The sequence below is a fragment of the Actinomycetospora aurantiaca genome (genome assembly GCF_037401875.1).
GTDB classification, from domain to species: domain Bacteria; phylum Actinomycetota; class Actinomycetes; order Mycobacteriales; family Pseudonocardiaceae; genus Actinomycetospora; species Actinomycetospora aurantiaca.
This window is the reverse complement of sequence record NZ_JBBEGN010000005.1, coordinates 292343-317136: the sequence shown is the minus strand read 5'-3', so window position 1 is coordinate 317136 and position 24794 is coordinate 292343. Positions and strand designations below refer to the sequence as shown.

General features: G+C 74.1%; 24 protein-coding genes. 13 read left to right on the top strand and 11 right to left on the bottom strand.

What is annotated here, in order from left to right; translation table 11 throughout:
- Nucleotides 1–3: 3 nt before the first annotated feature.
- Both WCD74_RS13755 and WCD74_RS13750 read right to left on the bottom strand, forming a co-directional pair.
- The gene (locus tag WCD74_RS13755; protein WP_337695395.1) at nt 4–840 is read right to left on the bottom strand and encodes an SCO4651 family lipoprotein; all 837 of its coding nucleotides are present in this window, start codon (nt 838–840) and stop codon (nt 4–6) included.
- Between the two features lie 57 nt (nt 841–897).
- Nucleotides 898–1470 carry a TetR family transcriptional regulator gene (locus WCD74_RS13750; RefSeq protein WP_337695394.1) on the bottom strand — a complete coding sequence of 191 codons (573 nt, stop codon included), beginning with the start codon at nt 1468–1470 and terminating at the stop codon, nt 898–900.
- Nucleotides 1471–1548: 78 nt separating this feature from the next.
- Here WCD74_RS13750 and WCD74_RS13745 point away from each other — a divergent pair, with 78 nt between their 5' ends.
- Nucleotides 1549–2577: an NAD(P)-dependent alcohol dehydrogenase gene (locus WCD74_RS13745; protein ID WP_337695393.1), complete on the top strand. Its 1029-nt coding sequence runs from the start codon at nt 1549–1551 to the stop codon at nt 2575–2577.
- Here WCD74_RS13745 and ybaK read toward each other — a convergent pair.
- Entirely contained in the window at nt 2565–3053 is a 489-nt protein-coding gene (ybaK, locus tag WCD74_RS13740; protein WP_373696080.1) for a Cys-tRNA(Pro) deacylase, read from the bottom strand. The genes WCD74_RS13745 and ybaK overlap by 13 nt on opposite strands.
- Before the next feature lie 235 nt (nt 3054–3288).
- On the opposite strand from ybaK, the gene WCD74_RS13735 reads away from it, so the two are divergent.
- The gene (locus WCD74_RS13735) at nt 3289–3909 is read left to right on the top strand and encodes a sigma-70 family RNA polymerase sigma factor (protein ID WP_337695425.1); all 621 of its coding nucleotides are present in this window, start codon (nt 3289–3291) and stop codon (nt 3907–3909) included.
- Nucleotides 3906–4247: a mycothiol system anti-sigma-R factor gene (gene rsrA / locus WCD74_RS13730; protein WP_337695392.1), complete on the top strand. Its 342-nt coding sequence runs from the start codon at nt 3906–3908 to the stop codon at nt 4245–4247. Before WCD74_RS13735 ends, rsrA begins: the two co-directional genes overlap by 4 nt.
- Nucleotides 4248–4318: 71 nt before the next feature.
- Here rsrA and WCD74_RS29955 read toward each other — a convergent pair whose 3' ends face one another.
- Nucleotides 4319–4393: a 50S ribosomal protein bL37 gene (locus tag WCD74_RS29955; protein WP_372460497.1), complete on the bottom strand. Its 75-nt coding sequence runs from the start codon at nt 4391–4393 to the stop codon at nt 4319–4321.
- A gap of 54 nt (nt 4394–4447) precedes the next feature.
- On the opposite strand from WCD74_RS29955, the gene WCD74_RS13725 reads away from it, so the two are divergent.
- A complete protein-coding gene (locus tag WCD74_RS13725) occupies nt 4448–5938 on the top strand; it encodes a sensor histidine kinase (protein ID WP_337695391.1) in 1491 nt (496 codons plus the stop codon).
- A gap of 125 nt (nt 5939–6063) precedes the next feature.
- Here the strand turns inward: WCD74_RS13725 and WCD74_RS13720 are convergent, their stop codons facing one another.
- Together WCD74_RS13720 and WCD74_RS13715 are read right to left on the bottom strand one after the other, a co-directional pair.
- A complete protein-coding gene (locus tag WCD74_RS13720) occupies nt 6064–6312 on the bottom strand; it encodes a WhiB family transcriptional regulator (RefSeq protein WP_286053567.1) in 249 nt (82 codons plus the stop codon).
- A gap of 590 nt (nt 6313–6902) precedes the next feature.
- Nucleotides 6903–7823, bottom strand: a complete 921-nt coding sequence (locus tag WCD74_RS13715) for a diacylglycerol/lipid kinase family protein (RefSeq protein WP_337695390.1) — start codon at nt 7821–7823, stop codon at nt 6903–6905.
- Between the two features lie 87 nt (nt 7824–7910).
- On the opposite strand from WCD74_RS13715, the gene WCD74_RS13710 reads away from it, so the two are divergent.
- A complete protein-coding gene (locus WCD74_RS13710) occupies nt 7911–8267 on the top strand; it encodes a hypothetical protein (RefSeq protein ID WP_337695389.1) in 357 nt (118 codons plus the stop codon).
- A 15-nt stretch (nt 8268–8282) separates the two neighbouring features.
- On the opposite strand, the gene WCD74_RS13705 is transcribed toward WCD74_RS13710, so the two are convergent.
- Nucleotides 8283–8924: an acid phosphatase gene (locus WCD74_RS13705; protein ID WP_337695388.1), complete on the bottom strand. Its 642-nt coding sequence runs from the start codon at nt 8922–8924 to the stop codon at nt 8283–8285.
- A gap of 63 nt (nt 8925–8987) precedes the next feature.
- Nucleotides 8988–9422, bottom strand: a complete 435-nt coding sequence (gene sodN / locus WCD74_RS13700; protein WP_337695387.1) for a superoxide dismutase, Ni — start codon at nt 9420–9422, stop codon at nt 8988–8990.
- Between the two features lie 116 nt (nt 9423–9538).
- Here sodN and WCD74_RS13695 point away from each other — a divergent pair, with 116 nt between their 5' ends.
- Both WCD74_RS13695 and WCD74_RS13690 read left to right on the top strand, forming a co-directional pair.
- A complete protein-coding gene (locus tag WCD74_RS13695) occupies nt 9539–9847 on the top strand; it encodes a S26 family signal peptidase (RefSeq protein ID WP_337695386.1) in 309 nt (102 codons plus the stop codon).
- Nucleotides 9848–9943: 96 nt separating this feature from the next.
- Nucleotides 9944–11473: a lytic transglycosylase domain-containing protein gene (locus tag WCD74_RS13690; RefSeq protein ID WP_337695385.1), complete on the top strand. Its 1530-nt coding sequence runs from the start codon at nt 9944–9946 to the stop codon at nt 11471–11473.
- 102 nt (nt 11474–11575) lie between these two features.
- On the opposite strand, the gene WCD74_RS13685 is transcribed toward WCD74_RS13690, so the two are convergent.
- Nucleotides 11576–12190 (bottom strand): dTDP-4-dehydrorhamnose 3,5-epimerase family protein, encoded by a 615-nt coding sequence (locus WCD74_RS13685; RefSeq protein WP_337695384.1) that lies wholly within the window; start codon nt 12188–12190, stop codon nt 11576–11578.
- Between the two features lie 365 nt (nt 12191–12555).
- On the opposite strand from WCD74_RS13685, the gene WCD74_RS13680 reads away from it, so the two are divergent.
- The 6 genes from WCD74_RS13680 (at nt 12556) to WCD74_RS13655 (ending at nt 20613) form a co-directional block, all read left to right on the top strand.
- On the top strand, nt 12556–13722 hold the full coding sequence (locus WCD74_RS13680) for an NAD(P)-dependent malic enzyme (RefSeq protein ID WP_337695424.1): 1167 nt from the start codon (nt 12556–12558) through the stop codon (nt 13720–13722).
- Nucleotides 13723–14134: 412 nt separating this feature from the next.
- Nucleotides 14135–17155: an EAL domain-containing protein gene (locus WCD74_RS13675; protein WP_337695383.1), complete on the top strand. Its 3021-nt coding sequence runs from the start codon at nt 14135–14137 to the stop codon at nt 17153–17155.
- 100 nt (nt 17156–17255) lie between these two features.
- Entirely contained in the window at nt 17256–18320 is a 1065-nt protein-coding gene (locus tag WCD74_RS13670) for an ABC transporter ATP-binding protein (RefSeq protein ID WP_337695382.1), read from the top strand.
- Nucleotides 18317–18976, top strand: coding sequence for an ABC transporter permease (locus WCD74_RS13665; protein ID WP_337695381.1), 660 nt, complete (start codon nt 18317–18319; stop codon nt 18974–18976). Before WCD74_RS13670 ends, WCD74_RS13665 begins: the two co-directional genes overlap by 4 nt.
- 3 nt (nt 18977–18979) lie before the next feature.
- Nucleotides 18980–19684 carry an ABC transporter permease gene (locus WCD74_RS13660; protein WP_337695380.1) on the top strand — a complete coding sequence of 235 codons (705 nt, stop codon included), beginning with the start codon at nt 18980–18982 and terminating at the stop codon, nt 19682–19684.
- The gene (locus WCD74_RS13655) at nt 19684–20613 is read left to right on the top strand and encodes an ABC transporter substrate-binding protein (protein ID WP_337695379.1); all 930 of its coding nucleotides are present in this window, start codon (nt 19684–19686) and stop codon (nt 20611–20613) included. Before WCD74_RS13660 ends, WCD74_RS13655 begins: the two co-directional genes overlap by 1 nt.
- A 60-nt stretch (nt 20614–20673) precedes the next feature.
- Here the strand turns inward: WCD74_RS13655 and WCD74_RS13650 are convergent, their stop codons facing one another.
- Together WCD74_RS13650 and WCD74_RS13645 are read right to left on the bottom strand one after the other, a co-directional pair.
- Nucleotides 20674–20856, bottom strand: coding sequence for a DUF6104 family protein (locus WCD74_RS13650; protein ID WP_337695378.1), 183 nt, complete (start codon nt 20854–20856; stop codon nt 20674–20676).
- Between the two features lie 5 nt (nt 20857–20861).
- Nucleotides 20862–24716 carry a multifunctional oxoglutarate decarboxylase/oxoglutarate dehydrogenase thiamine pyrophosphate-binding subunit/dihydrolipoyllysine-residue succinyltransferase subunit gene (locus WCD74_RS13645; protein WP_337695377.1) on the bottom strand — a complete coding sequence of 1285 codons (3855 nt, stop codon included), beginning with the start codon at nt 24714–24716 and terminating at the stop codon, nt 20862–20864.
- Between the last annotated feature and the right edge of the window lie 78 nt (nt 24717–24794).

Genomic DNA, 24794 nt, shown 5'->3' with positions numbered 1-24794 from the left:
CCCTCACCGGGAGCGCAGGCGCAGCTCCCGGAACAGGTCGCGCACCATCGCCGCGGGCGGGGCGACGACGGGGGCCGGCGGGGTGGCCTCGAGCAGGGTGGTCGTCGTGCTCGCCCGGCCGGGGACGAGGGTCTGGGTGACCTGCCGGACCCGGCCCCGGTTGTCGAGCCACACGTCGACCGGTACGTCGGGACGCCCGAGCTCGGCGGCCGCGCGGGTCGCCGCACCGGCCAGGTCCGGCGCGAGCTCCCGCAGCCGGGCGAGGTCGACCGTGCCGCGCAGGTGCACCGTCGGCCGGTCGGCGATCGTCTCCGGTCCGACGACCACGACGTCGTCGCGGATCGCGCCGAGCACCGTCATGAGGTCCGCGGCGTTGCCGGTCACCCCGGACCCGAGCTGGATGACGGTGTCCGCGTAGAGCCCGGTGTCGACCTGGTCCAGCGCGACGGCCACCCACTGCCGACCCCGGGAGATGTCGTCGAGCGCGCGGGGCGGCAGGGCCCCGAACGCGGTCCGCCCGACGGCGAGGGCGTCCACGCGGCCGAGGTCGCTGATGCGCAGGGCCGTCGAGGAGGTCCGGCCGCGGAAGTCGATGCTGCCGGTGCCCGTCGTCGTGACGGAGCCGTCGCGGGCCGGGCCCCGCGAGTCCACCGCGACCCGCGCCCCGCCGTCGGCCGCCGTGGCCCGGGCGGCCGCGCGCACCGACTCCGCCGTCCCGCTGTCGCCGCCGGCGCCGTCGCGGGCCGCCGCCCCCGCCGCGGTGTCGTCGCGCCCGAGTCCCAGCGACGCGCAGCCGGCGAGCGAGCACAGGAGCACGACGACGACGGCCAGCACACGCATGGCCGCCAGTGAAACGGCCGCCGGGTGCGTTTCCCGGCCAGGTGCCCCGAAAGTGGGTCAGGTGGTGAGCCCGCCGCGGACGGCGCGGGCCAGGGCCTCCCGACGACGGGTGTGGTCGGCCTCGGGGTCCTCCGGCGCGGCCGCGATCACCGTGGCCGCGGGCGACCACGTCATCGACAGCGCGATGACCAGCGCGTACACGTCGCGAGGATCGATCTCCGGGTCGACGAGGCCCTCGGCCTGGGCCGCGCGGACCGCGTCGAGCTTGCGCGCCACCTCGTCGCCGACCTGGGTCAGCAGGTCGCCGGTGGGCACCCGCTCGAGGCGCGCCCACACCGCCAGCAGGATCACCGCCGGCTGCGCGAGGTAGGCGTCGTAGAGGCGGACGGCGTAGCCGGGGAGGTCGCGGGCGTCGAAGGGCACGAGGTCGACGATCAGCGCCAGGTGCTCGGCGAACACGGCGTCGAACAGGCCGTCCTTGGAGTCGAACCACGCGTAGATCTGGGCCTTGTTCGCCTCCGCGGCCGCGGCGATCCGGTCGACCCGGGCTCCGGCGATCCCGCGGGCGGAGAACTCCGCGGTCGCCGCGTCCAGGAGCCGGCGCCGCGTCGCGCTCCCGTCCTTCGGCATCGCTCGATCATAACCAACCGGTTGGTCACGTGCTAGCGTCGTGAGCAACCAACCAGTTCGTTTCGAAGGGGATCCGCCATGCACGAGGTCACCGGCTGGGCCGCCGCCGCGCCGGGCGCCGCCCCCGCGCCCTGGACGTTCTCCCGGCGCGACCCGCGCCCGTCCGACGTCGTCGTCCGCATCACCCACTGCGGCGTCTGCGCGACCGATCTGCACTCCCTCGCCCACGGCGACCCGGCGTCGTTCCCACTGGTCGCGGGCCACGAGATGACCGGCGTCGTCGCCGCCGTCGGGGCCGAGGTGACCGACCTCGTCGAGGGGGACCGGGTCGCCGTCGGGAACATCATCGGCTCGTGCGGGGTGTGCGGCCCGTGCCGCGCGGGCCGGGAGAACGACTGCGACGCCTTCCCGACGCTGACCTACGGCGGCGTGGACCCCGTCTCCGGCGGGACGACCCAGGGCGGGTTCTCGACGGAGATCGTGGTCGACCGGGGCTTCACCTACCGGCTCCCGGGCGCCCTCGACCCGGCCGAGGCCGCCCCGCTGCTGTGCGCGGGCGTGACGACGTGGGCGCCGCTGCGCCGGTACGACGTCGGCCCGGGGACGACCGTCGGCGTGATCGGGGTCGGCGGGCTGGGTCACGTGGCGCTGAAGTTCGCGCACGCGCTGGGCGCGGAGACGGTGGCGCTGACGACGAGCGCGGCGAAGGCCGACGCGGCGAAGGAGCTCGGCGCGGACGACGTGGTGGTCACCTCGGAGGGTCTCGCCGGTCAGCGGCGCCGCTTCGACGTCCTGCTCGACACCACCGGCCACCCGATGGACCTCGCCCCGTACTTCGAGGCGCTGCGCGTCGACGGCACCTACGTGCTCGCCGGCATCCCGCCGCAGCGGTTGGACCTCGACCCGATGTCCCTGGTCGTGGGGGAGAAGCGGCTGGTGGGCACCGGGTCGGCCGGAGTCCCGGCGACCCGCGAGATGCTGGACTTCTGCGCGGAGCACGGGATCGTGGCCGACGTCGAGACCGTGACGCCGGACGGGCTCCCGTCCGCGCTCGACCGCCTGTCGCGCGGGGACGTGCGCTTCCGCTTCGTCGTTCAGATGCCCTGACCGGCGACGGCCGCCGTCGTCGCGCCCGCCGTCGCGACGAGGTCGCCGGGCGCGAGCTCCATCTGCAGGCCCCGCTTGCCCGCGCTGCAGTAGATGGTGTCGAAGCCGAGCGCCGAGGAGTCGACGACGACCGGCAGCCGCTGCCGCGACCCCAACGGGGAGATGCCGCCGGCGACCGAGCCGGTCAGGCGCTCGGCCACGGCGACGTCGGCCATGACGGCCTTCTTCCCGCCGCGCGCGGCCGCCAGCGCCTTCAGGTCGAGCTGCCCCGACACCGGGACCATCGCGAGCAGGGGCGTGCCGTCCACCTCGGCGACCAGGGTCTTGAACACCCGCGCGTGGTCGAGGCCGAGGGCGTCCGCAGCTTCGGTGCCGTACGCAGCGACGCCGGGGGCCTCGTAGGTGTGGGTGGTGACGGTGATGCCGGCCTTCGCGAGCAGGGCCAGGGCCGGGGTGCCGGCGGCGGTACGAGCCACGGGGAGTGAGCCTACGAGCGGGAACAGGCGCACCCCGGACCGTGTTCACACCGACATGCCAGCCATGACGTTGGAGCGGACCCCGATCCGGCTCCTCACACCCGACGAAGGGGGTGTCGGCACGGCCACCGGGGTAGCCTCACCGCGATCCGTCGCCACGATCGAGACGTGGCGCGAAGGGAGTGCGGTGTCCGAGGCGGTCGACCAGGCGGCGGTGGACGACCCCGCCACGGACGTGCAGCAGGGCGGGTCGACTCCCGCCGACCTGGAGACCGAGTCCGTCGCGGAACGCGCCGAACGCTTCGAGCGCGACGTGATGCCGATGGTCGACCAGCTCTACGCGGCCGCGATGCGGATGACCCGCAACCCGCCGGACGCCGAGGACCTGGTCCAGGAGACCGTGCTCAAGGCCTACTCGTCCTTCACGTCGTTCAAGCCCGGGACGAACCTGAAGGCCTGGCTGTACCGCATCCTCACGAACTCCTACATCAACACCTACCGCAAGAAGCAGCGGCAGCCGCAGCAGAACTCGACCGACGAGATCACCGACTACCAGCTCTCGCAGTCGGCCGAGCACTCGTCGGCGGGCCTGCCGAGCGCGGAGGCGGAGGCGCTGGACCGGCTGCCGGACACCGACATCCGCGACGCCCTGCAGGCACTGCCGGACGACTTCCGGATGGCGGTCTACCTCGCCGACGTCGAGGGGTTCGCCTACAAGGAGATCGCCGAGATCATGGGCACGCCCATCGGCACGGTGATGTCGCGGCTGCACCGCGGCCGCCGTCAGCTGCGGGACGCGCTGACCGACACCGCGCGCGACCGCGGGTTCATCAGGGGTGAGGTGAGCGAGGCATGAGCTGCGGAGAGCCCCACGAGACCGACTGCGACGAGGTCCTCGCGGAGGTCTGGCTGCTGCTCGACCACGAGTGCGACGAGGAGCGGGACGCCCAGCTGCGTCGCCACCTCGAGGAGTGCGGGCCGTGCCTGGCGCGCTACGGGCTCGAGGAGAAGGTCAAGACGCTGCTCGCCCGCACCTGCGGCGGCGAGCGGGCCCCCGACACGCTGCACCGCAAGCTGCGCGAGCGGATCCGGGAGACGGTGCTCGAGCAGGCCAGCATCAGCGTCGAGCGGACGCCCGGCGGCACGGTCGTCGAGGTCAACTCCACCCGCGTGGAGACCCGCCGGCAGGTCTGAGGCCCCCGAGACGCACGAAGGGCCCCCGGGTGACACCCGGGGGCCCTTCGTCGTTCCGGCCCGGCACCGCGTCAGCTGTTGGGACGCTTGCCGTGGTTCGAGCCCTTCTTCTTGCGGTCCCGCTTCTGACGTGCGCGCTTCGACATGAGGCCAGTCTCCCATGCGCCGTCGCCCGCCCCGGCCGATGGTTGGATGACCCGGTGAGCACGCTGAGCTTCCTGCTCGCCACGCACACCGAGCTCTCCGGCGACGAGGTCGCGCACCTGCAACGGCTCGCGTCGGAGTGGCAGCTGCTCTCGGACCTGTCGTTCGCGGACTTCCTGCTCTGGGTGCCGGTGACCACCGACCCGGAGGCGGCGCCGCACTTCCTCTGCGTCGCGCACAGCCGACCGACGACGGCGCCCACCGCCCACCCCGACGACATGGTCGGCGGGACCGCCACCGCCACCCAGCACCCGCAGCTGGCCCGCGCCCTGGACGACACGACGATGCGCCGCGAGGAGCAGCCGCGCTGGCACCGCGGACGGTCGATCCGGCGGGAGGTGGTGCCAGTGGTCTACCAGGGGCGCGTGATCGCCGTCCTGGGTCGCGACACCAACCTCGCCGCGCCCCGGGTCCCGTCGACGCTGGAAATCTCCTATCTCGCGGTGGCCGGCGACCTGTGCCAGATGATCGCGGACGGGACCTTCCCCACGGCGGACGACGCCGAGGAGGGCCGCTCGTCGCCCCGGGTCGGCGACGGCCTGGTGCGGGTCAGCGCGATCGGCACCGTCCTCTACGCCAGCCCGAACGCCGCGTCGGCCTTCCACCGGCTCGGGTGGTCCGACGAGCTGGTGGGAGCGGACCTGCCGACGGTGACCCGCCGGGTGTCCGCGGACCCCTTCGAGGGCGCCGAGGTGGTCTCGATGCTGCGCGACGCGCTGGCCGGGACCCCCTCGCCGCGCACGGAGGTGGAGGGGCGGGGAGCGACGGCGGTCGTACGCGCGCTGCCGCTGCGGCCGCGCGGGGTGCCCAGCGGCGCCCTGGTTCTGGTCCGCGACGTCACCGAGGTCCGGCGGCGCGACCGGGCGCTGATGAGCAAGGACGCGACGATCCGGGAGATCCACCATCGGGTCAAGAACAACCTGCAGACGGTGGCCGCGCTGCTGCGGCTGCAGGCCCGGCGGACCCGCCACGAGGAGGCACGCTCCGCGCTGACCGAGTCGATGCGGCGCGTGGCCTCGATCGCCCTGGTGCACGAGTCGTTGGCCGCGTCGGTCGACGAGCGGGTCGACATCGACGAGGTCCTGGCCGGCGTGCTGCCGATGATGAACGACCTGGTGCGGGCGGGCGCCGGGGTGTCGCTGTCCCGGGAGGGGCGGGCCGGGGCGCTCCCGGCGGTGATGGCGACCCCGCTGGTCCTGGTGGTCACCGAGCTGGTGTCCAACGCGCTCGAGCACGGCTTCCCGACCCCGCAGACCTCGGGGTCGGTCCGCATCGTGGCGACGCGGACCGCGAGCGAGCTGCGCATCGACATCGTCGACGACGGCGCCGGACTGCCGGACACGTTCTCCCTGGAGCGCGCGCCCGGGTTGGGCCTGCAGATCGTGCGCACGCTCGTCGACTCCGAGCTCGGCGGGACCCTCTCGGTGCGACCGGACGCGGACGGCGGGACGCGGGCGGAGCTGCGCATCCCGCTCACGCGGCGGTAGGACCCGACGTCGGGAACGAGCGAAGGGCCCCTCCGGTCGATCTACTCGACCGAAGGGGCCCTTCGCTCAACTCCGTGCGGGGGCGGACGCGTGGGGAGCGAGCGTCCGTCCCCGGACAGGCCGCATCAGGCCTGGACGTCCATGCGCACGCCGTAGCGCTTCATGGCGCGGCGCTCGTCCTCGTCCGCGCCGCCCCAGACACCGGCGTCCTGACCGGACTCGAGGGCCCAGGTCAGGCACTCCGACATCGCCGGGCAGCGACGGCACACGGCCTTCGCCTGGGCGATCTGCGTCAGGGCCGGGCCGCTCGTCCCGATGGGGAAGAACAGTTCCGGGTCCTCGTCGCGGCAAGCAGCGTCGTTCCGCCAGTCCATCGTGCTGGTCTCCTCAGCTGGGCGCGCCTCGGGGTGCGCGCCGGGTTGCGTCGTCGTCGGCGATTCCTTCGGGGCGGAATCGCACCGGACCGTCGTCGCGGTCCGTCCGTACCGTTCTCGTGTGCGGGGAGGCCCGACATCCGGCTCTCCGACCTGCGGCGTCCTTGCCGCCGGCCGGACACCCGGCGGTGTCCACCTCCCGTGCCCTCCGGATTCCGGTGATCTCTCACCGGCTCCCGGGGACCGGCCGGGCAGTTCTGCTCTCGCATTCCTGCCCGGCACTCGCGGGGGATGACCAAGAATCTGCAGGAGATACGCCTCTGGATCGAGTCCCAAGCGGCTCGACGGGCTTGCGCGGGCGGTGAGTGGAGTTGGGCGGACCGTGACGGGCCGGTCACTGCGACGAGCGGAAAACGCGACACGACGAGTCGTCGACCCGGGCGTCGGTCGGCGACGAGCGGTCGCTATGCTCCCGGTGGCGCTCCTCGCGGCTCCGGGATGTGGCTCTCAGGTCCCCCGAAGGCCGGATCAAGCCGCCGTTCGTCGGCTCGCGACACGCGGTCGTCGGCGCGGAAGTGACCCAGGTCACCTCAGACGACCACGCGCAGCGCCTCCGGCACCGCCACGAACTCCACGTCGCTGCGCCGCCCGAGGTGGTCGCCGTCGACCTGGAGGTTGACGGGCTCCTCGGTGGTGATGCGCAGCGCGGGCACGTCGTCGTGGCGGACCACCGACGGCAGGCCGCCGAAGCCCTCGTCCCGGAGGATCTGCCGCACCGTGCGCGCGATCGTCGGCAGCCCGAGCCGGCGCATCGCGAAGAACCCGAGCCCGCCGTCGAACGAGCACCCCGGGTTGGTGCGCACCGCCGTCCCGCCGAGGTAGGTCCACGGGTCGGTGTTGGAGACGATGGCCATCTTCACGCCCTCGACCGGCTCCTCGCCGGGGATCTCCACCGTGAGCGACGGCGGGTTGGCCCGGGCCCGCGCCCACCGCCGGATCGCCGTGTCGACGTAGCGGGCGGGGGTGACCTCGCGGCCGTGGCCCCGGGCCCGCTCCATCGCGGCGATGACGTCCGCGTCCCAGCCCAGACCGGCGTTGAAGCTGAACCAGCGCTCGTCGGCCTTGCCCAGCCCGACCGTCCGGCTGCGCCCCGCCGCGAGCGCGCCCAGGAGCTGGTGGGTGGCCTCCAGCGGGTCGCGGGGCGCGCCGAGGGCCCGGGCGAAGACGTTCGCCGACCCGCCCGGCACCACGCCGAGCGCGGGCGCCTGCGGGTGCGGGCCGTGCACCAGCAGGCCGTTGAGGGCCTCGTTGACGGTCCCGTCGCCCCCGAGCACGACGACGAGGTCGACGCCCTCGTTCGCGGCTCGCGCGGCCAGCTCCGCCGCGTGCCCGCGGTAGCGGGTGGCCACCACCTCGAGCTTCAGCTCGCTGGCGAGGGCGTGGGCGATGACGTCGCGGCCTGCTGCCGTGGTGGTGGTGGCCGAGGGATTGGCCACGAGCAGGGCGCGCACGGCACTCACCGTAGCCCCGCCGCCCGGACCGTTGGGCCGGGCGTGGGGCCGGGAACGCCCCGTCGGGCGGCGCCTACGCTGGGCTCCGTGCTGTCGACGTCCCCGCCGCGCTCGGTCGTGGTGGCCGCGCTGGTGTGTGCGGGGGAGGGGATCGCCCTGTTCGTCGCGGGCGTCGTGTTCCTCGCGCTCCAGGGCGTGCCGCAGGTCTGGGGCTTCGTGATCCTGCTGGGCCTCGGGGCCGCGGCGGCCGGCGTCGCCCTGGCCCGGGGGAGCCGCGGAGCGCGCGGACCGGTGGTGGTCGCGCAGCTCATCGGGCTGGGCGTCGCCTTCTACGCGGGCGTGACCTCGGGGCGCCCCGACCTCGGCGGGCCGCTGGCGATCGTCTGCGTCGGCGTCCTCGCGGGGGTGCTCACCCGGGCCGGGCGGGACTGGGCCGAGCAGTAGCGCCGGGGCCGGCCCTCAGTGCCGGTCCGCCGGCGGCGGGGGCGCCTCGACGAGCCCTCCGGGCACGTTGAGCAGGTCGATGCGGTGCTCGCCGCGCTCGTGGCCGAGCACGGTCACCGACGCCGGGTCGAACGCGAACCCGACCCCGGCCGACGGGGGCAGGCCCAGGTAGCGGGCGATCAACACGCGAGAGGCGTGCCCGTGGCCGACGAGGATGACGTCCCGCCCGGCCAGTTCGGCGTCCGCGTCGGCGACGACGCGGTCGATGCGTGCCGCGATCGCCTCGTCGGTCTCGCCGTGCGGGACCGGGTGCGTCCAGATCGTCCAGCCGGGGTCCTCGGTGCGGATGTCGGGCGTGGTGCGGCCCTCGTAGTCGCCGTAGTCCCACTCGACGAGGTCCTCGCGCACCTCGTCGACGCGGAGCCCGGCGAGGTCCGCGGTGTGGGCGGCGCGCGTGCGCGGGCTGCACCAGACCACCGGCGCGGGCTGGGCGTCGCCGCGCAGCGTGCGCAACAGGTCGCCGGCCACCCGGGCCTGCTCCTCGCCGCGCGCGGTCAGCGGGATGTCGGTGCGGCCGGTGTGCTGCCCGGACCGCGACCACTCGGTCTCCCCGTGACGCAGCAGGTACAGCCGGCCGACCGGGCTCTCGCTCACCACTACCTCCTGACACGACGACGCGCCCGCCCCGACGAGCGGGGCGGGCGCGCCGACTCACGGGCCTCAGCCCTTCTTGGTCTCCCAGAAGATGTCCGAGATCTCGCCGATGTAGCCGAGCAGCTCCTCACCGGACTTCGGGTCCGTGGAGCCCTTGGTCCCGGTGGCGCCGGCCGCCTTGGTGGCCTTGTTGAACAGCTCGTGCAGCTGCGGGTACTTCTCGAAGTGCGGCGGCTTGAAGTAGTCCGTCCACAGCACCCACAGGTGGTGCTTCACCAGGTCGGAGCGCTCCTCCTTGATCTGGATGGCACGCTCCTTGAACTCCGGGTCGTCGGAGCCCTGGTACTTCTCCTGGATCGCCTTGACCGACTCGGCCTCGATCCGGGCCTGCGCCGGGTCGTACACGCCGCACGGGAGGTCGCAGTGCGCGGTGGCCTCCAGGCGCGGCCGAAGGATTCCCCGTCGCTGCGCTCGCCCCGGGAGGATGCTGAGCAGTCCCATGTCGCCTCCATTCACGGTGATCGTTCCGACCGCGGCCCAACCTACTCCCGGCGTCGAGCCCGGGCAGGGGATGGGAGATGAACGCGTCGGCGCGTGACGGCGGACGGTCGTCGCTGGTGAGAGCGCCGCGCCGGGTCCTCGTGCGCGGTTCCTCGATGGCGCCGACGCTGCACGACGGCGACGTGGTGCTGGCCCTGCCCGGGCGCCGGGCCCGGGCCGGGGACGTCGCGCTCGTGCGGTGGCCCGCGCGGCCGGACCAGCTCTCGGTCAAGCGCCTGGCCCTTCCCGACGACGACGGGCGCTGGTTCGCGCTCGGGGACGCGCCGCTCGCGTCGACCGACTCGCGCACCCTCGGGCCGGCCGAGGCGCTCGCGGTCGTCACCCACCGGCTGTGGCCGGGTCCGGGCCGCCTGCGCCGACGCTGAAGGTCACGTTCGGGGGACGAAGGCCGGACGCGGCTAGCGTCAGGACCCGCCGCCACGACAGTCCCCTCGACGGGTACCGGGGGACGGGAGCGGTCGGTGGGGAACGAGCGGGGGCCGTGGATCGGCTCGGCGTGGATGGTGGCCACGGAGCGCACCGCGGGCGGTGGTCCTCGGCCGCGCGTGCTGGTCACCTGGGCGGTGGGTGCGGTGCTGCTGCTCGGCGCCCTCGGTGCCGGCGGGCCGCACGTGCCGGTCACGGCCGCGCTGCCGCCGGTCGACACCAGCGAGGTCGGCGCCACCGGGCGCGCGCCCGAGGCCGGGGTCGCCCCGCTGCCGGAGCTGCTGCCCGGGGAGCTGCCCCCCGCCGAGCTGCCGTCCGGGGGCGCCGGGGTCCCGGAGACCATGCTGACCGCCTACCGCGGGGCCGAGGCCGCGCTGTACCGCAGCGCCCCGGGCTGCTCGCTGTCCTGGGCCCTCGTCGCCGGGATCGGGAAGGTGGAGTCCTCGCACGCGTACGGCGGCGCGGTCAGCGCCGACGGGACCACCGTGCGGCCGATCCTCGGCCCGCAGCTCGACGGCACCGGCGGCAACGCGGCGATCACCGACACCGACGGCGGCGCCCTCGACCACGACGTCACCTGGGACCGGGCCGTCGGCCCCACCCAGTTCATCCCGACCAGCTGGCGGACCTACGGCGCCGACGGCAACGGCGACGGGACCGCCGACCCCGACAACGCCTTCGACGCCGCCCTCGCCACCGGGCGCTACCTCTGCGCCGGCGGCACGGACCTGGCCACGGCCTCCGGGCGCCACGACGCGGTCTTCCGCTACAACCACTCCGAGACCTACGTGGCCACCGTCCTGCGCTGGGCGGACGCCTACTCCTCGGGTGCCCTGGGAGTGCCGGACTCCGAGGGCGGCATCCCGGACGCCGACCTCACCCCCGGGACCACCCCGGACCCCACGCTCGCGGCGCTCCCGTCCCCGGACCTCGCGACGACGACGGCGGGTGCGGCTCCCGTCCCGACGACCGGCCTGGTCGGCGGCAGCCCGGTCGTCCCGGCACCGGCGGCGGCCGCGGCCGTGGCCGCGCCGATGGCGGCACCGGCACCGGCACCGGCGCCCGCCGCACCGCCGGCCAGCAGCGCAGGGGCGCCCGCCGCGCCATCGTCGTCGGGTCGGCCGTCGACCACCACCCCGCCGTCCTCCACCCCGCCGTCCTCCACCACGACCACGCCGCCGAGCTCGACCACGCCCGGGACCACCACACCGGGCACCACCGCGCCGTCGAGCACGACCACCCCGGCCACCCCGACCCCCGCCGCCCGATGCACGGCCTCGGTGCCCGCCGTCGCGAAGGCCTTCGGGGTGCCGGCGGCCGAGCTGAAGGCCGCCGTCGCGAACGGGCCGAAGGCCGGTCAGGTCACCTGCACGGTCACGCGCGGCGGGAAGCCGCTCGTGCTCGCCGTCGCCGCCACCACCGCGTCCGCGCCCGCCCCGACGGGCGGGCCCGGGGTGTCCCGCAGCGCCGCGGGCGGGCGGGTCGTCCTCACCGTGCCGCCGTCGGCCGGCGTCCCCGAGGCCACGGCGAAGGCCGCCCTGACGAAGCTGGCCGCCACCTGGTGACCCGCCGGCCCGCCACGGACCTCGTGAGCGTGTCGCACACCGGCTTGCGCGTGTCGCTCACGAGCCGCCGATCACGGTGACGGCGGCCGGCCCGACCCGCCGTCAGGAACCCGCGGTCAACGCCGCCACCCGGGCCCGGCAGGCCTCGGCGTCGGGCAGGGCACCGGCGGCACGGGCGTCGGCGAGGGAGGGAGCGGCACGGTCCTTGTCGGAGAGGACGAGCTCGTCAGCGGGTACATGGTCTGTCCAGGGGAGCCCGAGCGCGGGGTCGAGCGGGTCCACCCCGTGCTCCGCGCCCGGGTTGTACGCGGTGGAGCAGAGGTAGGTGGCGACGGTGCCGTCGACGAGGGCGAGGAACCCATGGCCGAGCCCCTCGGACAGGTACACCGCGTTCAGCGTGTCCGCGTCGAGCCGCACCGCGTCCCAGTCGCCGAACGTCGGCGACCCGACGCGCAGGTCGACCACCACGTCGAGCAGGGCGCCCGCGGAGCACTGCACGTACTTGGCCTGGCCGGGCGGGACGTCGGCGTAGTGCAGCCCCCGCAGCACGCCGCGCCGGGATACGCTGGTGTTGGCCTGCGCGACATGCAGCGGGTGCCCGACCACCCCGGCGAACACCTCCGCCTGGAAGGGTGCCGCGAAGGCGCCGCGCGAGTCGGGGAAGACCGGCGGGGTGAACACCCACGCACCGGGCACGGCGAGTTCCTTCGCATCCACGCCGACGCACCCTATCGGCCGGCCGGATGCCGCCGCGCCTGTGACCGGCCCGACCCCGACGAGGCGCAGACACGGCGCCCGACGCACGACAGGATCGGGCCCCTGCGGGTCACCCCCGCCCGGCCCGGCGCGAGTCATCCCTCGCGCGGCGAGATGTCCACCGTGCACCGACCGATCGCCGGACTCCACCGTCCGCCGGTCCGGCGCCCTCCTCTCGCCGCCCATCCGTCGTCGGCGACGGCGGGTCCCACGACCACGACCACCACCAGCAGCAGGAGGACCGCGTGAGCAGCACGAGCTCCGTCCCGAGCGCCGACACCGGCTCCACCGCCGACACGAGCGGCCGCGACCTCACCGACGCCGAGATCTTCGGCCCGCACGAGGGCGGCAAGCTCTCGATCGCGCCGACCGTCCCTCTCGGCGGCCGCCGCGACCTGTCCATCGCCTACACCCCCGGAGTCGCGAAGGTCAGCCGCGCGATCGCCGACGACGCCGCGCTCACCGCCCGCTACACGTGGACCCACCGGCTGGTCGCGGTGGTCAGCGACGGCACGGCCGTGCTCGGCCTCGGCGACATCGGCCCGCGCGCGTCGCTGCCGGTGATGGAGGGCAAGTCGGCGCTGTTCAAGGCGTTCGCCGACCTGGACTCGATCCCGCTGGTGCTCGACACCACCGACGTCGACGAGATCGTGGAGACGCTGGTGCACCTGCGCCCGAGCTTCGGGGCGGTGAACCTGGAGGACATCGCGGCGCCGCGGTGCTTCGAGATCGAGCGGCGGCTGATCGAGGCGCTCGACTGTCCCGTCATGCACGACGACCAGCACGGGACCGCGATCGTGGTCCTCGCCGCGCTGCGGGGTGCCGCCGCGGCGCTGGGGCGGGACCTGGAGCCGCTCAAGGTGGTCGTCTCGGGGGCCGGCGCCTCCGGAGTGGCCTGCGCGAAGATCCTCATCGAGGCCGGTGTCGAGGACGTGACGGTGCTGGACTCCCGCGGGGTCATCCACACCGGGCGCGACAACATGAACGTCGCCAAGTACGCCCTGGCCGAGCAGACCAACCCGCGCGGGCTGCGCGGCGACCTGACGACCGCGCTCGCGGACGCCGACGTCTTCCTCGGTCTCTCCGGCTCGACGGTGCCCGAGTCGGTCATCGAGACGATGGCCGACGACGCGATCGTGTTCGCGCTGTCCAACCCGGACCCGGAGATCGACCCGGCCGTGGCCCGGAAGCACGCGTCCGTGGTCGCCACCGGCCGCAGCGACTACCCGAACCAGATCAACAACGTGCTGGCCTTCCCCGGCGTGTTCGCGGGAGCCCTCGACGCCTCCGCGCGCCGCATCACCGAGCACATGAAGCTCGCCGCGGCCGACGCCATCTTCCGGATCGCCTCCGAGGAGCTCGGCGTCGACCACATCGTCCCCAGCGCCCTCGACCCGCGGGTCGCGCCGGCGGTCGCCGCGGCGGTCGCGGAGGCGGCGGGGGCCGACGGGGTGGTGCGCACGCACGTGGCCGAGGTCGCCACCGACGGGTGAGCCGGATCACGCACGACGAACGGCACGAACTTCTGGGTGATCAGGTGTGAACCGATCGGGGACGGGGTACCGGTCGCGGCGCCCTGCCGACCGCTGGCGCCGACGGGCTCGCACGGATCGTGAAGGACGACGCGCGTCTGAGTGAACGACCCACCGGCCGCGCGACACACCATGAGTTCTGTGCCGTTCGTCGCCTCTACGTGCCGTCGTCCAACCGCTCACCGTCCGGGTTGAGACAGATACGCCCGACTTGATGCACGCGACCGCGTGAGACGGGTCGGTCGGCGCCCCGGTGCACCCGACGGGGTGATGTGCCCGGACCCCGGCGCGGTCTCCTTCGTTGCGGTGATCGGAAGGCGGTCCGACCGGCCCGATCGGGTCAGGGGTGCACCGCCGGTGAGGGGTCGAACGCGTGAACGGAGCCAGGCGAACGCCGCGACTCGCGGTGGTGCGGGTGGCGGACGCCTCGGGCGCCGCCGCGTCCGCCTCCGCGTCCGAGCCCGGCCTCGTCGGCGACCAGCTTCCCGCGCCCGCCCGTCCCCACGCCGCCGACGAGACCCGCGGGGAGGAGCGCGCCGACGGGTCCGCCGGGCGGTGCGAGGCGGACACCCTCCCGACGGTCCCGCGCGGTCGCCCGGCCCGCTCCGAGGCGGCCACCCGGCCCGGGTCCCCGGCGGCCCCGGCCCCGCGCCACGGCGCCACGCCCGCGGCACCGGCGCCCGGCCCGCGCCGCCGAGAGGACGGCGGGGCGCACCGCCACCGGGCCGGCACCCCGTCCGCTCCGCTGCCCGCGGTCGCGCGCACCGCTGGCACTGCGAGCACCACCGCCAGCCCCGTCGAGGCCGCGACCGTGGCCGCCGCGCCCGTGTCCGCCCCCGGCGGCACCGACCCGCTGCTCGAGCTCCTCCCCGAGGGGCCCGCGGTGGTCTACGACGCCGAGGGCCTCGTCGTCACCGCGTCGCGGGAGTTCGCCCGGCTCGCCGGGACGCCCGTCGCCGAGATGGCGGGTCGCCCGGTGGACGCGGTCCTCGTCACCGGCGGGGCACCGGGACCGACCGGCGAGACCGGCGAGATCCGGCGCCGGGGCGGGGCGACCGTGCCGGTCCGCCTGCTGCGCTGGGACCGCCTGCCGAACTCCCCGCACCGGGCCCTCCTCGCCGTCGACGTCAGCGACCTCGACGGCTCCGAGACGGTGCGGCGCACCGTGGACGCCGCGGTCGCCGACGAGCGGCGCCGGCTCGAGCGGCTGACCCGCCTCGCGGGTGTCGGGGCCTGGGAGCTCGACCGCACCGCCGACGTCTGGACGATCTCGTCGGTGGCGCGCACCCTGTTCGGGCTCCCGAGCGTCGGCCCGGTGCTCCGGACCACGGTCGCCGAGTGCGTCCACCCGATGGACCGCCCGCAGGTCTGGGCCCGGTGGACCGCCATGGTCGAGACCGGCGCCCGGCTGGACCTCGAGGTCCGGGCCGCCCACGCCCCGAACCGCCTGCTGCACGTCCGGGCGGAGCGGACCACCGTCGGGGCCCGCGTCGTGATCACCGGGTCCGTGGAGGACGTCACCGAGCGCCGCGCGGTGGAGTCGCGGATGCGGACCTCCACGCAGCGGTTCACCGACCTGCTGGCGGTCGCGCCCGTCGGCGTCGCCATCTTCGACGACCACGAGCGCCTGGTGCAGGCCAACCAGTCGCTGTGCCGGCTGCTCGGCGAGGGGCAGGAGGCGCTGCGCGGCCGGCGTGCCGACGAGCTGCTCGACCTGGAGGCCGAGCTCGGCCCGGACACGGTCGCGATGCCGGCCCCGCTGCTCGGCCGTCCCGCCGGGTCCGCGGGCTCGATCAGCTGGTCCTGCACCGCCCGCGCCCTGCGCCGCCGGGAACGCGGTGCCCGCGGCGAGCTGACCGACCCGGTGTGGTGCGAGCTGCACGTGTCCGTCTCGGTCGACGACGCCGGGCACGCGACCCACCTGGTCGTCTTCACCGACGTCACCGAGAACCGGCGGGTGGAGGCGTCGCTGCGCCACCAGGCGATGCACGACGAGCTGACCGGCCTGCCCAACCGCCGGGCCCTCACCCGCGCGGTGTCGCAGCTGCTCTCCGGCCCGTCGGCGCGGCGCACCGCGGTGCTGTTCTGCGACCTGGACAACTTCAAGCGGGTCAACGACTCGCTCGGGCACGACGCCGGGGACGAGCTGCTGGTGTGGCTCGCCGACCGGCTGCGCGACGGGCTGCCCCCGGGCTGCAGCGCCACCCGCCACTCCGGCGACGAGTTCGTCGTGGTCTGCGCCGACGTCGACGCGCACGGCGGGCTGGACGCCCTCACCGACCTCGTCGGGAAGCTCCTGCGCACGGCCGTGCCGGTGCACGGCCAGCTGGTCCGGGTCTCGGCCACGATCGGTGCCGCCGTCGGTGCGGCGCTGGGGCTGCCCGCCAGCGCCGGGGGCGGCGAGATCGACCCGTACGCGGACCCGGTGGCGCAGGTCCTCGCCGCGGCCGTCGCCGGCGGCGACGTCGACGAGCCGGAGCTGCCCGACCACCCCGCGACCGGCGACCTGATCCGCTTCGCCGACGCGGCCCTGTTCGAGGCCAAGAGCGGCAGCAGCCGGGTGGCCCTGGCCGACGAGGCGATCATGCGCGGCGCGGACGAGGCGCTGCGCCTGGAGTCCCAGCTGCGCCAGGCCATGGTCAACGACGAGCTCGTCCTGCACTTCCAGCCCGTGGTCGGCCCGGACGGCTGCGTGCAGACCGCCGAGGCCCTGGTGCGCTGGCAGCACCCCGAGCACGGCCTGATCTTCCCGGACAAGTTCCTGCCGATCGCCGAGGCCGCCGACCTGCTCGGCGACCTCGACCGCTGGGTGCTCCGGGCGGCCGTGCGCGAGGCCGCGACCTGGCCCGCCCACGGGGGCCGCACGGCCTCGGTCGCGGTCAACCTCGCGGGCCTGCTGCCCGGCGACCCGGACTTCCTCGCCACGGTGCACGAGGCGGTCGCCGAGTCCGGGCTGCCGTGGGACCGGCTGGTGCTCGAGCTCGTCGAGACCTGCCTGGCCGACCTCCCGCCGTCGACGCTGCGGGAGATGAACGAGCTGATCGCCGCGGGCGTGCGCTTCGCGGTGGACGACTTCGGCACCGGCTACTCCTCGCTCTCGCGCCTGACCGGCCTGCCCGCCCAGATCGTCAAGCTCGACCGGGGCTTCGTCCGCGGCGTCGCCACGGGCGAGTCCGACCGGGCGGTCGCCCGCGCGGTCGTCGAGCTCGCCGCGGCGATCGGCCAGACCTGCGTCGCGGAGGGCGTGGAGGACGCCGACCAGTTCGCGGTGCTGCGCGACCTCGGCGTGGACGCCTACCAGGGCTGGCTGTTCGCCCGGGCCATGCCGGGGCCGAAGCTCGCCGAGGTCCTCGCTCGCGGTCCGATCGCCCCGGACGTGGCCGACGCCTCCTGATCACGGCTTTCCCGCGCGCTGACCGGGACCTTCGGTTACCGTGCTGCGACCCAGGCGGCCGACGAGGATGCCGCCCGCGGACCGCGGAGGAACCACTGCGGTGATCGAGTTCTCCGAGGTGCACAAGGCCTACCCCGACGGCACCGTCGCCCTGCAGTCGCTGTCGCTGACCGCCCGCGAGGGCGAGATCACGGTGCTGGTGGGTCCGTCGGGCTGCGGCAAGACGACCACCCTGCGCACGGTCAACCGGATGGTGGACCCGTCGTCGGGAACGGTCCGGCTCGACGGGGTGGACGTCTCCACCCAGGACCCGCCGACGCTGCGCCGCGGCATCGGCTACGTCATCCAGAACGCCGGGCTCTTCCCGCACCGGACCGTGCTCGACAACGTCGCGACGGTGCCGGTGCTGCTCGGGCGCAGCCGCGCACAGGCCCGCCGGCAGGCCGGTGAGCTGCTCGAACGCGTCGGGCTCGACCTGCGGGTGGGCGGCCGCTACCCCGCGCAGCTCTCCGGCGGCCAGCAGCAGCGCGTCGGGGTGGCCCGCGCCCTGGCCGGTGACGCCCCGGTCCTGCTGATGGACGAGCCCTTCTCCGCGGTCGACCCGGTGGTGCGCGCGGACCTGCAGGACGAGCTGCTGCGCCTGCAGTCCGAGCTGGGCCGCACGATCCTGTTCGTCACCCATGACATCGACGAGGCGATCCGGCTCGGCGACATGGTCGCGGTGCTGCGCGTGGGCGGGACCCTCGCGCAGTTCGCGCCGCCGTCGGAGCTGCTGGCCGCGCCCGTCGACGACTTCGTCGCCGAGTTCGTCGGCCGCGACCGCGGCTACCGGCGGCTGCAGTTCGTCGGGGCCGGCTCGCTCTCGCTCAAGACTCTCCCGACCAGCAAGGACAGCACGCCGATAGGCGGTGACGGCTGGCTGCTCGTCGTCGACGACGACGGCCGGCCCACCGGCTGGCGCCAGGGGTCCGAGCACGTGGCGCTGGGCACGGTGCACGCCGAGGGCGGGTCGCTGCGCAGCGCCCTCGACGCCGCGCTGAGCTCGCCGGCCGGACGGGGCGTGGCCGTCGACGACGACGGGCGGCTGCTCGGCGGGATCGAGCCGGAGGCCGTGATCACCCTGCTGCACACCGCGCGGGCGTCCTCGCCCGAGGCCGTGCGGTGAGGCTCTTCGGCGAGGACATCCTCCCGCTGGCGGGCGAGCACGTCGTCCTCGCGCTGGTCCCCGTCCTGCTCGGCCTGGTGATCAGCCTGCCGCTGGGCTGGTGGGCGTGGCGCTCGCGCGGCGCGCGGCGCATCCTGCTGCCGCTGACCGGCGTGCTCTACACGATCCCGTCGCTGGCGCTGTTCGTCGTCATGCCGATCCTGCTCGGCACCCGGATCCTCGACCCGGTCAACGTCGCGGTCGCGCTCACCGTCTACGCGGTCGCCCTGCTCGTGCGCAGCGTCGTCGACGGGCTCGACGAGGTCCCCTCCGAGGTCCTGACGGCGGGTGTCGCGATGGGCTACCGCCCGCTCGGCCTGCTGGTCGGCGTCCAGCTGCCGCTCGCGGTGCCGGTGCTGATCGCCGGGATGCGGGTGGCCACGGTGAGCTCGTTCAGCCTGGTCGCGGTGGGCGCCATCATCGGCCAGGGCGCGCTGGGGGCCCTGTTCACCCAGGGGTTCGAGCGGTTCTACACCGCGCAGATCGTGTTCGGGCTGCTCGCGATCGTGGTGCTGGCGCTGCTCTTCGACGCCCTGTGGGTGCTCGTCGGGCGGCTGCTCGCGCCCTGGAGCCGGCCGAACCGCCGGGCGCGGCCGTCGACGTCGGTGGAGGTCTGAGCCGTGCTCTCCTCGCTCCTCGCCTGGTTCTCCGCCCCCGCCCAGTGGTCCGCGTCCACCGGCATCCCCGCACGCCTGCTCCAGCACCTCGGCTACACCGCCCTCGCCGTCCTCGTGGCCGCCGTGATCGCCGTGCCGCTCGGCGCCTGGATCGGGCACACCGGCCGCGGCCGGCTTCTGGTGGTCGGGGTCGCGAACGGGCTGCGCGCGCTGCCGGAGCTCGGCGTGCTCGTGCTGTTCGTGCTGCTCATCGGCCTGGGGCTCACCCCGGTGGTGCTCGCCCTGATGCTGCTGGCGGTGCCGCCGCTGCTCGCGGGCACCTACGCGGGCGTGTCCGGCGTCGACCCGGCCGCGGTCGACGCGGCCCGCGGGATGGGCATGACCGAACGGCAGATCCTGCTGCAGGTCGAGCTGCCGAACGCGCTGCCGCTCATGGTGGCCGGGCTGCGCACCGCGGTCCTGCAGGTGGTCGCCACCGCGACGATCGCCGCGTTCGTCTCCCTCGGCGGGCTCGGCCGGTACATCGTCGACGGTCAGGCGCAGCGCGACTTCACGCAGATGGCCGCCGGGGCCGTCCTCGTCGCGCTGCTCGCGATCGTGCTCGAGGTCCTGCTGCAGGGCCTGCAGAAGGCCGTCACCCCCGGCCGGCGTGCTCGATCGCCCCGGAAACCCGCTCCCCGAACCGACACCGTCACCGCTGGAGGCTGATGCCCGTGAGACCGACCCGCGCCCTGGGCGCCGCATTCCTCGCCGCCCTCGCGCTCCTGGTCGCCGCGTGCGGTGGCGGGGGCGACCCGCTCGCCTCCCAGCCGCAGGCCCCCGCGGCCGGCGACACCATCCGCATCGGCTCGGCGAACTTCACCGAGAACCGGCTGCTCGCCGAGATCTACGCGACCGCCCTGTCGATCCGCGGGGTCAAGGTCGAGCGCCAGTTCGGCATCGGCAGCCGCGAGACGTACTTCCCCGGCCTGCGCGACGGGTCGATCGACCTCATCCCCGACTACACGGGCAACCTGCTGCAGTACCTGGACGCCCAGGCCACCGCCACGGCCCCCGCGGACGTCTACGCCCAGGTCCAGCAGAAGCTGCCGCCGTCGCTGCGGGTGCTGCAACCCAGCCCGGCGGAGGACAAGGACGCCGTGGTGGTCACCCGTGCGTTCGCGACGCAGAACAATATCACCTCGCTGGACCAGCTCGGTCCGCTGTGCCCGACCATGGTGTTCGGGGGGCCGCCGGAGTTCCAGACGCGTCCCTACGGCATCCCCGGCATCGAACGGAGCTACGGCTGCACGTTCCGGGAGTTCCGGTCGCTCGACGCCGGCGGTCCGCTGACGGTGGCGGCGCTGCGCGACGGCACGGTGCAGGCGGCGGACCTGTTCACCACCGACCCGGCGATCGTGGAGAACGACTTCGTGATCCTCGCGGACCCGCGGTCGAACTTCGCGGCGCAGCAGGTGGTGCCGCTGGTCAACGCGGCGAAGCTGGGCAACCCGGCCGTGAGCGACGTCCTGAACCTGATCTCCCAGCGGATGGACACCGCGACGTTGACCGACCTCAACGCGCGCCTCGCCGGGCCCGACCGGCCGGACCCCGCGCAGGTCGCCCGCGACTGGCTGTCGTCGGCGGGTATCGGGTAGGTGCCTACGGCTCGTGAGCACTTTTCGGTGCTATAGCGCCGAAAAGTGCTCACATGGACGTCAGTCCACCTCGTCGTCGGAATCGTCGCGGGCCAGGAACACCGCGAAGCGGTCCGCGGCCCCGGCGTGCTCCGGGTGGGCGTCGACGAAGGCGCGGAGGCGGTCGGCCAGCCACGACAGGCTGACCTCCTCCTCGCCCCGCCGGTCCTCCAGCTCCTCGATGCCGCGGTCGGTGAAGTACACGGCTGCTAGCCGATCGCCTCGGCGATCAGCGCCTTCTGCTCGACCTCGTGCACCTTCGCGACGCCGGCCGCGGGCGCGGCCATGCGGCGCCGGGAGATGCGGCGCAGGCCCCGCAGGCCCTCCACCTTCTCCGGCAGCATGAGGCCGAGGAACGGCCACGCACCCTGGTTCGCGGGCTCCTCCTGGACCCAGGCGATCTCCTTCGCGCCCGGGTACCGGCCGATGATCGACGCGATCTCGTCGCCGGCGACCGGGTAGAGCTGCTCCATCCGGACGATCGCGATGTCGTCGGTGCGGCCGGCCTTCTCCCGGGCCGCCACGAGCTCGTAGTAGATCTTCCCGGCGCACATCAGCACCTTCGAGGCGCCGGCGGCCTTGTCGTTCGCGGAGAACGTCGGGTCGTCGAGCACCGGGCGGTAGCCGCCCGAGGTGAACTCCTCGACCGGGCTGACCGCGGCCTTGTTGCGCAGCATCGACTTCGGCGTGAAGACGATCAGCGGGCGGCGCACCCCGTCGGTGGCGTGCCGGCGCAGCAGGTGGAAGTAGTTCGACGGCGACGACGGCACCGCGACCGTCATCGAGCCCTCCGCGCACAGCTGCAGGAAGCGCTCGATGCGGCCCGACGTGTGGTCCGGGCCCTGGCCCTCGTGGCCGTGCGGCAGCAGGAGCACGACGTCGGAGGTCTGGCCCCACTTCGCCTCACCGGACGAGATGAACTCGTCGATGATCGACTGGGCGCCGTTGACGAAGTCGCCGAACTGCGCCTCCCAGCAGACCAGGGCGTCGTGGTTGACCACGGAGTAGCCGTACTCGAAGCCGACCGCGGCGAACTCCGAGAGCGCCGAGTCGTAGGGCATGAAGCGGCCCTGGTCGGCGGTCAGGTGGCGCAGCGGGACGTACTCCTCGCCGGTCTTGCGGTCGATCAGCACGGAGTGGCGCTGGGTGAACGTGCCGCGCCGCGAGTCCTGTCCGGAGAGTCGCACGAGCTTGCCGTCGATGAGCAGCGACCCGAACGCCAGCAGCTCGGCCCACGCCCAGTCGATGCCCTCCTGGGTCTCGGTCGAGGCGGCCTTCCCGCGGCGCTCGAGCACCGGCTTGACCCGCGGGTGCACCGAGAAGCCCTCCGGGGGCTCCGCGAACGCCCGGGCGATCCGCTGGACGACCTCCAGCGGCACCGCGGTCTGCAGCGAGTTCGGGACCGCCTGCTCCCACTCGACCGACGGGCTGGGCTCGATCTCGGCCTTCTCCAGCTCGCGGACCTCGTTGAACACGTGCTCGAGCTGGCTGCCGTAGTCGCGCAGCGCGTGCTCGGCCTCGTCGAGCGAGATGTCGCCGCGGCCGATCAGCGACTCGGTGTAGGTCTTGCGCACCGAGCGCTTGGCGTCGATGACGTCGTACATCTCGGGCTGCGTCATGGAGGGGTCGTCGCCCTCGTTGTGACCGCGGCGGCGGTAGCAGACCATGTCGATCACGACGTCGGAGTTCCAGCGCTCGCGGAACTCGACCGCCAGGCGCGCCACCCAGACGCACGCCTCCGGGTCGTCGCCGTTCACGTGGAAGACCGGGGCGTCGATCATCTTCGCGACGTCGGTGCAGTAGTGCGTGGAGCGGGTGTGCTCCGGGGCGGTGGTGAAGCCGACCTGGTTGTTGACGATCACGTGCACGGTGCCGCCGGTGCGGTAGCCGCGCAGCAGCGCCAGGTTCAGGGTCTCCGCGACCACGCCCTGCCCGGCGAACGCGGCGTCGCCGTGCATCGCCACCGGCATGACGGTGAAGCCGTCCGGGCCCTTGTCGAGCATGTCCTGCTTCGCCCGGACGATGCCCTCGAGGACCGGGTCGACCGCCTCGAGGTGCGACGGGTTGCTGGTCAGGGAGACCGTGGTCTCGCCGTCGCCGAACATGCGGAAGAACTTGCCCTCGGCGCCGAGGTGGTACTTCACGTCACCGGAGCCGTGCGCCTGGCCCGGGTCGAGGTTGCCCTCGAACTCGCGGAAGATCTGCGAGACCGGCTTCCCGACGATGTTGGCGAGCACGTTCAGCCGGCCGCGGTGCGGCATGCCGATGACGACCTCGTCCATCTCGTGCGCCGCGGCCTCGTCGAGCACCGCGTCCAGCAGCGGGATGACGGTCTCGGCGCCCTCGAGCGAGAAGCGCTTCTGGCCGACGTACTTGGTCTGCAGGAAGGCCTCGAACGCCTCGGCGGCGTTGAGCTTCGACAGGATGTACTTCTGCTCGGCCGCGGAGACCTTCTCGTGCGGGACCTCGATGCGCTCCTGCAGCCAGGCGCGCTTCTCCGGGTCGAGGATGTGCATGTACTCGACGCCGATGGTGCGGCAGTACGAGTCGCGCAGGACACCGAGGATGTCGCGCAGCTTCATGCACTGCCGGCCCGCGAACCCGTCGACCGGGAACTCGCGGTCGAGGTCCCACAGCGTGAGCCCGTGGCTCTGGATGTCCAGGTCGGGGTGCTTGCGCTGCGGGTGGTCCAGCGGGTCGGTGTCGGCCATGAGGTGGCCGCGGTCCCGGTAGGCGTCGATCAGCTCGAGGATCCGCGCGGTGCGGTCGATGTTCGACTCCGGCAGGTCCTGCACCCACCGGATCGGCTCGTAGGGGATCCGCAGCGAGGCGAAGATGTCGTCGTAGAACCCGTCCTCGCCGAGCACCAGGTGGTGGATGCGGCGCAGGAAGTCGCCGGACTCGGCGCCCTGGATGATCCGGTGGTCGTACGTCGACGTCAGCGTGATGATCTTGCTGATGCCCATGTTCGCCAGGCGTTCCTCGCTGGCGCCCTGGAACTCGGCCGGGTACTCCATGGCCCCGACGCCGACGATCGTGCCCTGCCCGACGGTCAGCCGCGGCACGGAGTGGTTGGTGCCGATCGTGCCCGGGTTGGTGAGGCTGATCGTCACCCCGGAGAAGTCCTCGGTGCCGAGCTTGCCCGAGCGCGCCTTGCGGACCATGTCCTCGTAGGCGGCCCAGAACTGGGCGAAGTTCATGGTCTCGCAGCCCTTGAGGGCCACGACGACGAGCGAGCGCGAGCCGTCCTTGCCGGGCAGGTCCATCGCGAGGCCGAGGTTCACGTGCCCCGGGTCGACGACCGCGGGCTTGCCCTTGGCGTCGGTGCCGTAGTGGCGGTTCATCGACGGGAACTGCGCGAGCGCCCGGACCATCGCGTAGCCCAGCAGGTGGGTGAAGGAGACCTTCCCGCCGCGGGTGCGCTTGAGGTGGTTGTTGATGACGATGCGGTTGTCGGCCAGCAGCTTCGCGGGCACCGCGCGCACGCTCGTGGCGGTCGGCAGCTCGAGCGAGGCCTGCATGTTCTTGGCGATCGCGTTCGCCGCGCCGCGCAGCGGGGTGACGGTCTCGTCGGTGGACCCGTCGCCGGAGGCCTTCGCGGGCGTGGTCGACCCGGCGGCGGGCTTGGCCTCGGCCTTCGCCTCGGCCTTCGCGTCGGCCTTCGCGTCGGCCTTGGGCTCGGAGGTGGGCTCGGCCTTCGGCTTCTCCGCCGTCTTCTGCTGCGTGGCCGGGTCGGCCGGCTTCGTCGCGGCGTCGCCGTTGGTGACCGTGCCGTTGGACGAGGCGGACTTCGCGGCCCCGGCCGTGCCGGATCCGCTGGACCCGTTGCGCTCGGTGCGGGTCGCGCCCGAGTCGGCCGACCCGGAGACGGAGCCGTTGGACGAGGGGGTGGACGACGCCGAGCTCGCCCCCGCGACGCTCGACCCGTCGTCGGGCGCGTAGTCCGCGAAGAACTCGTGCCAGGCCGCGTCCACGGAGTCCGGATCCGCGAGGTACCGCTGGTACATCTCGTCGACCAGCCACTCGTTGGGACCGAACTGGGCTGCCGGGCTGCTCGTCGACACGGCTGGAGATCGCCTCAATCACGCGCGGGAACGGAAACGGACACCAGGTTAGCGCCCCGCGCGCGCGTGGGTGGGTGC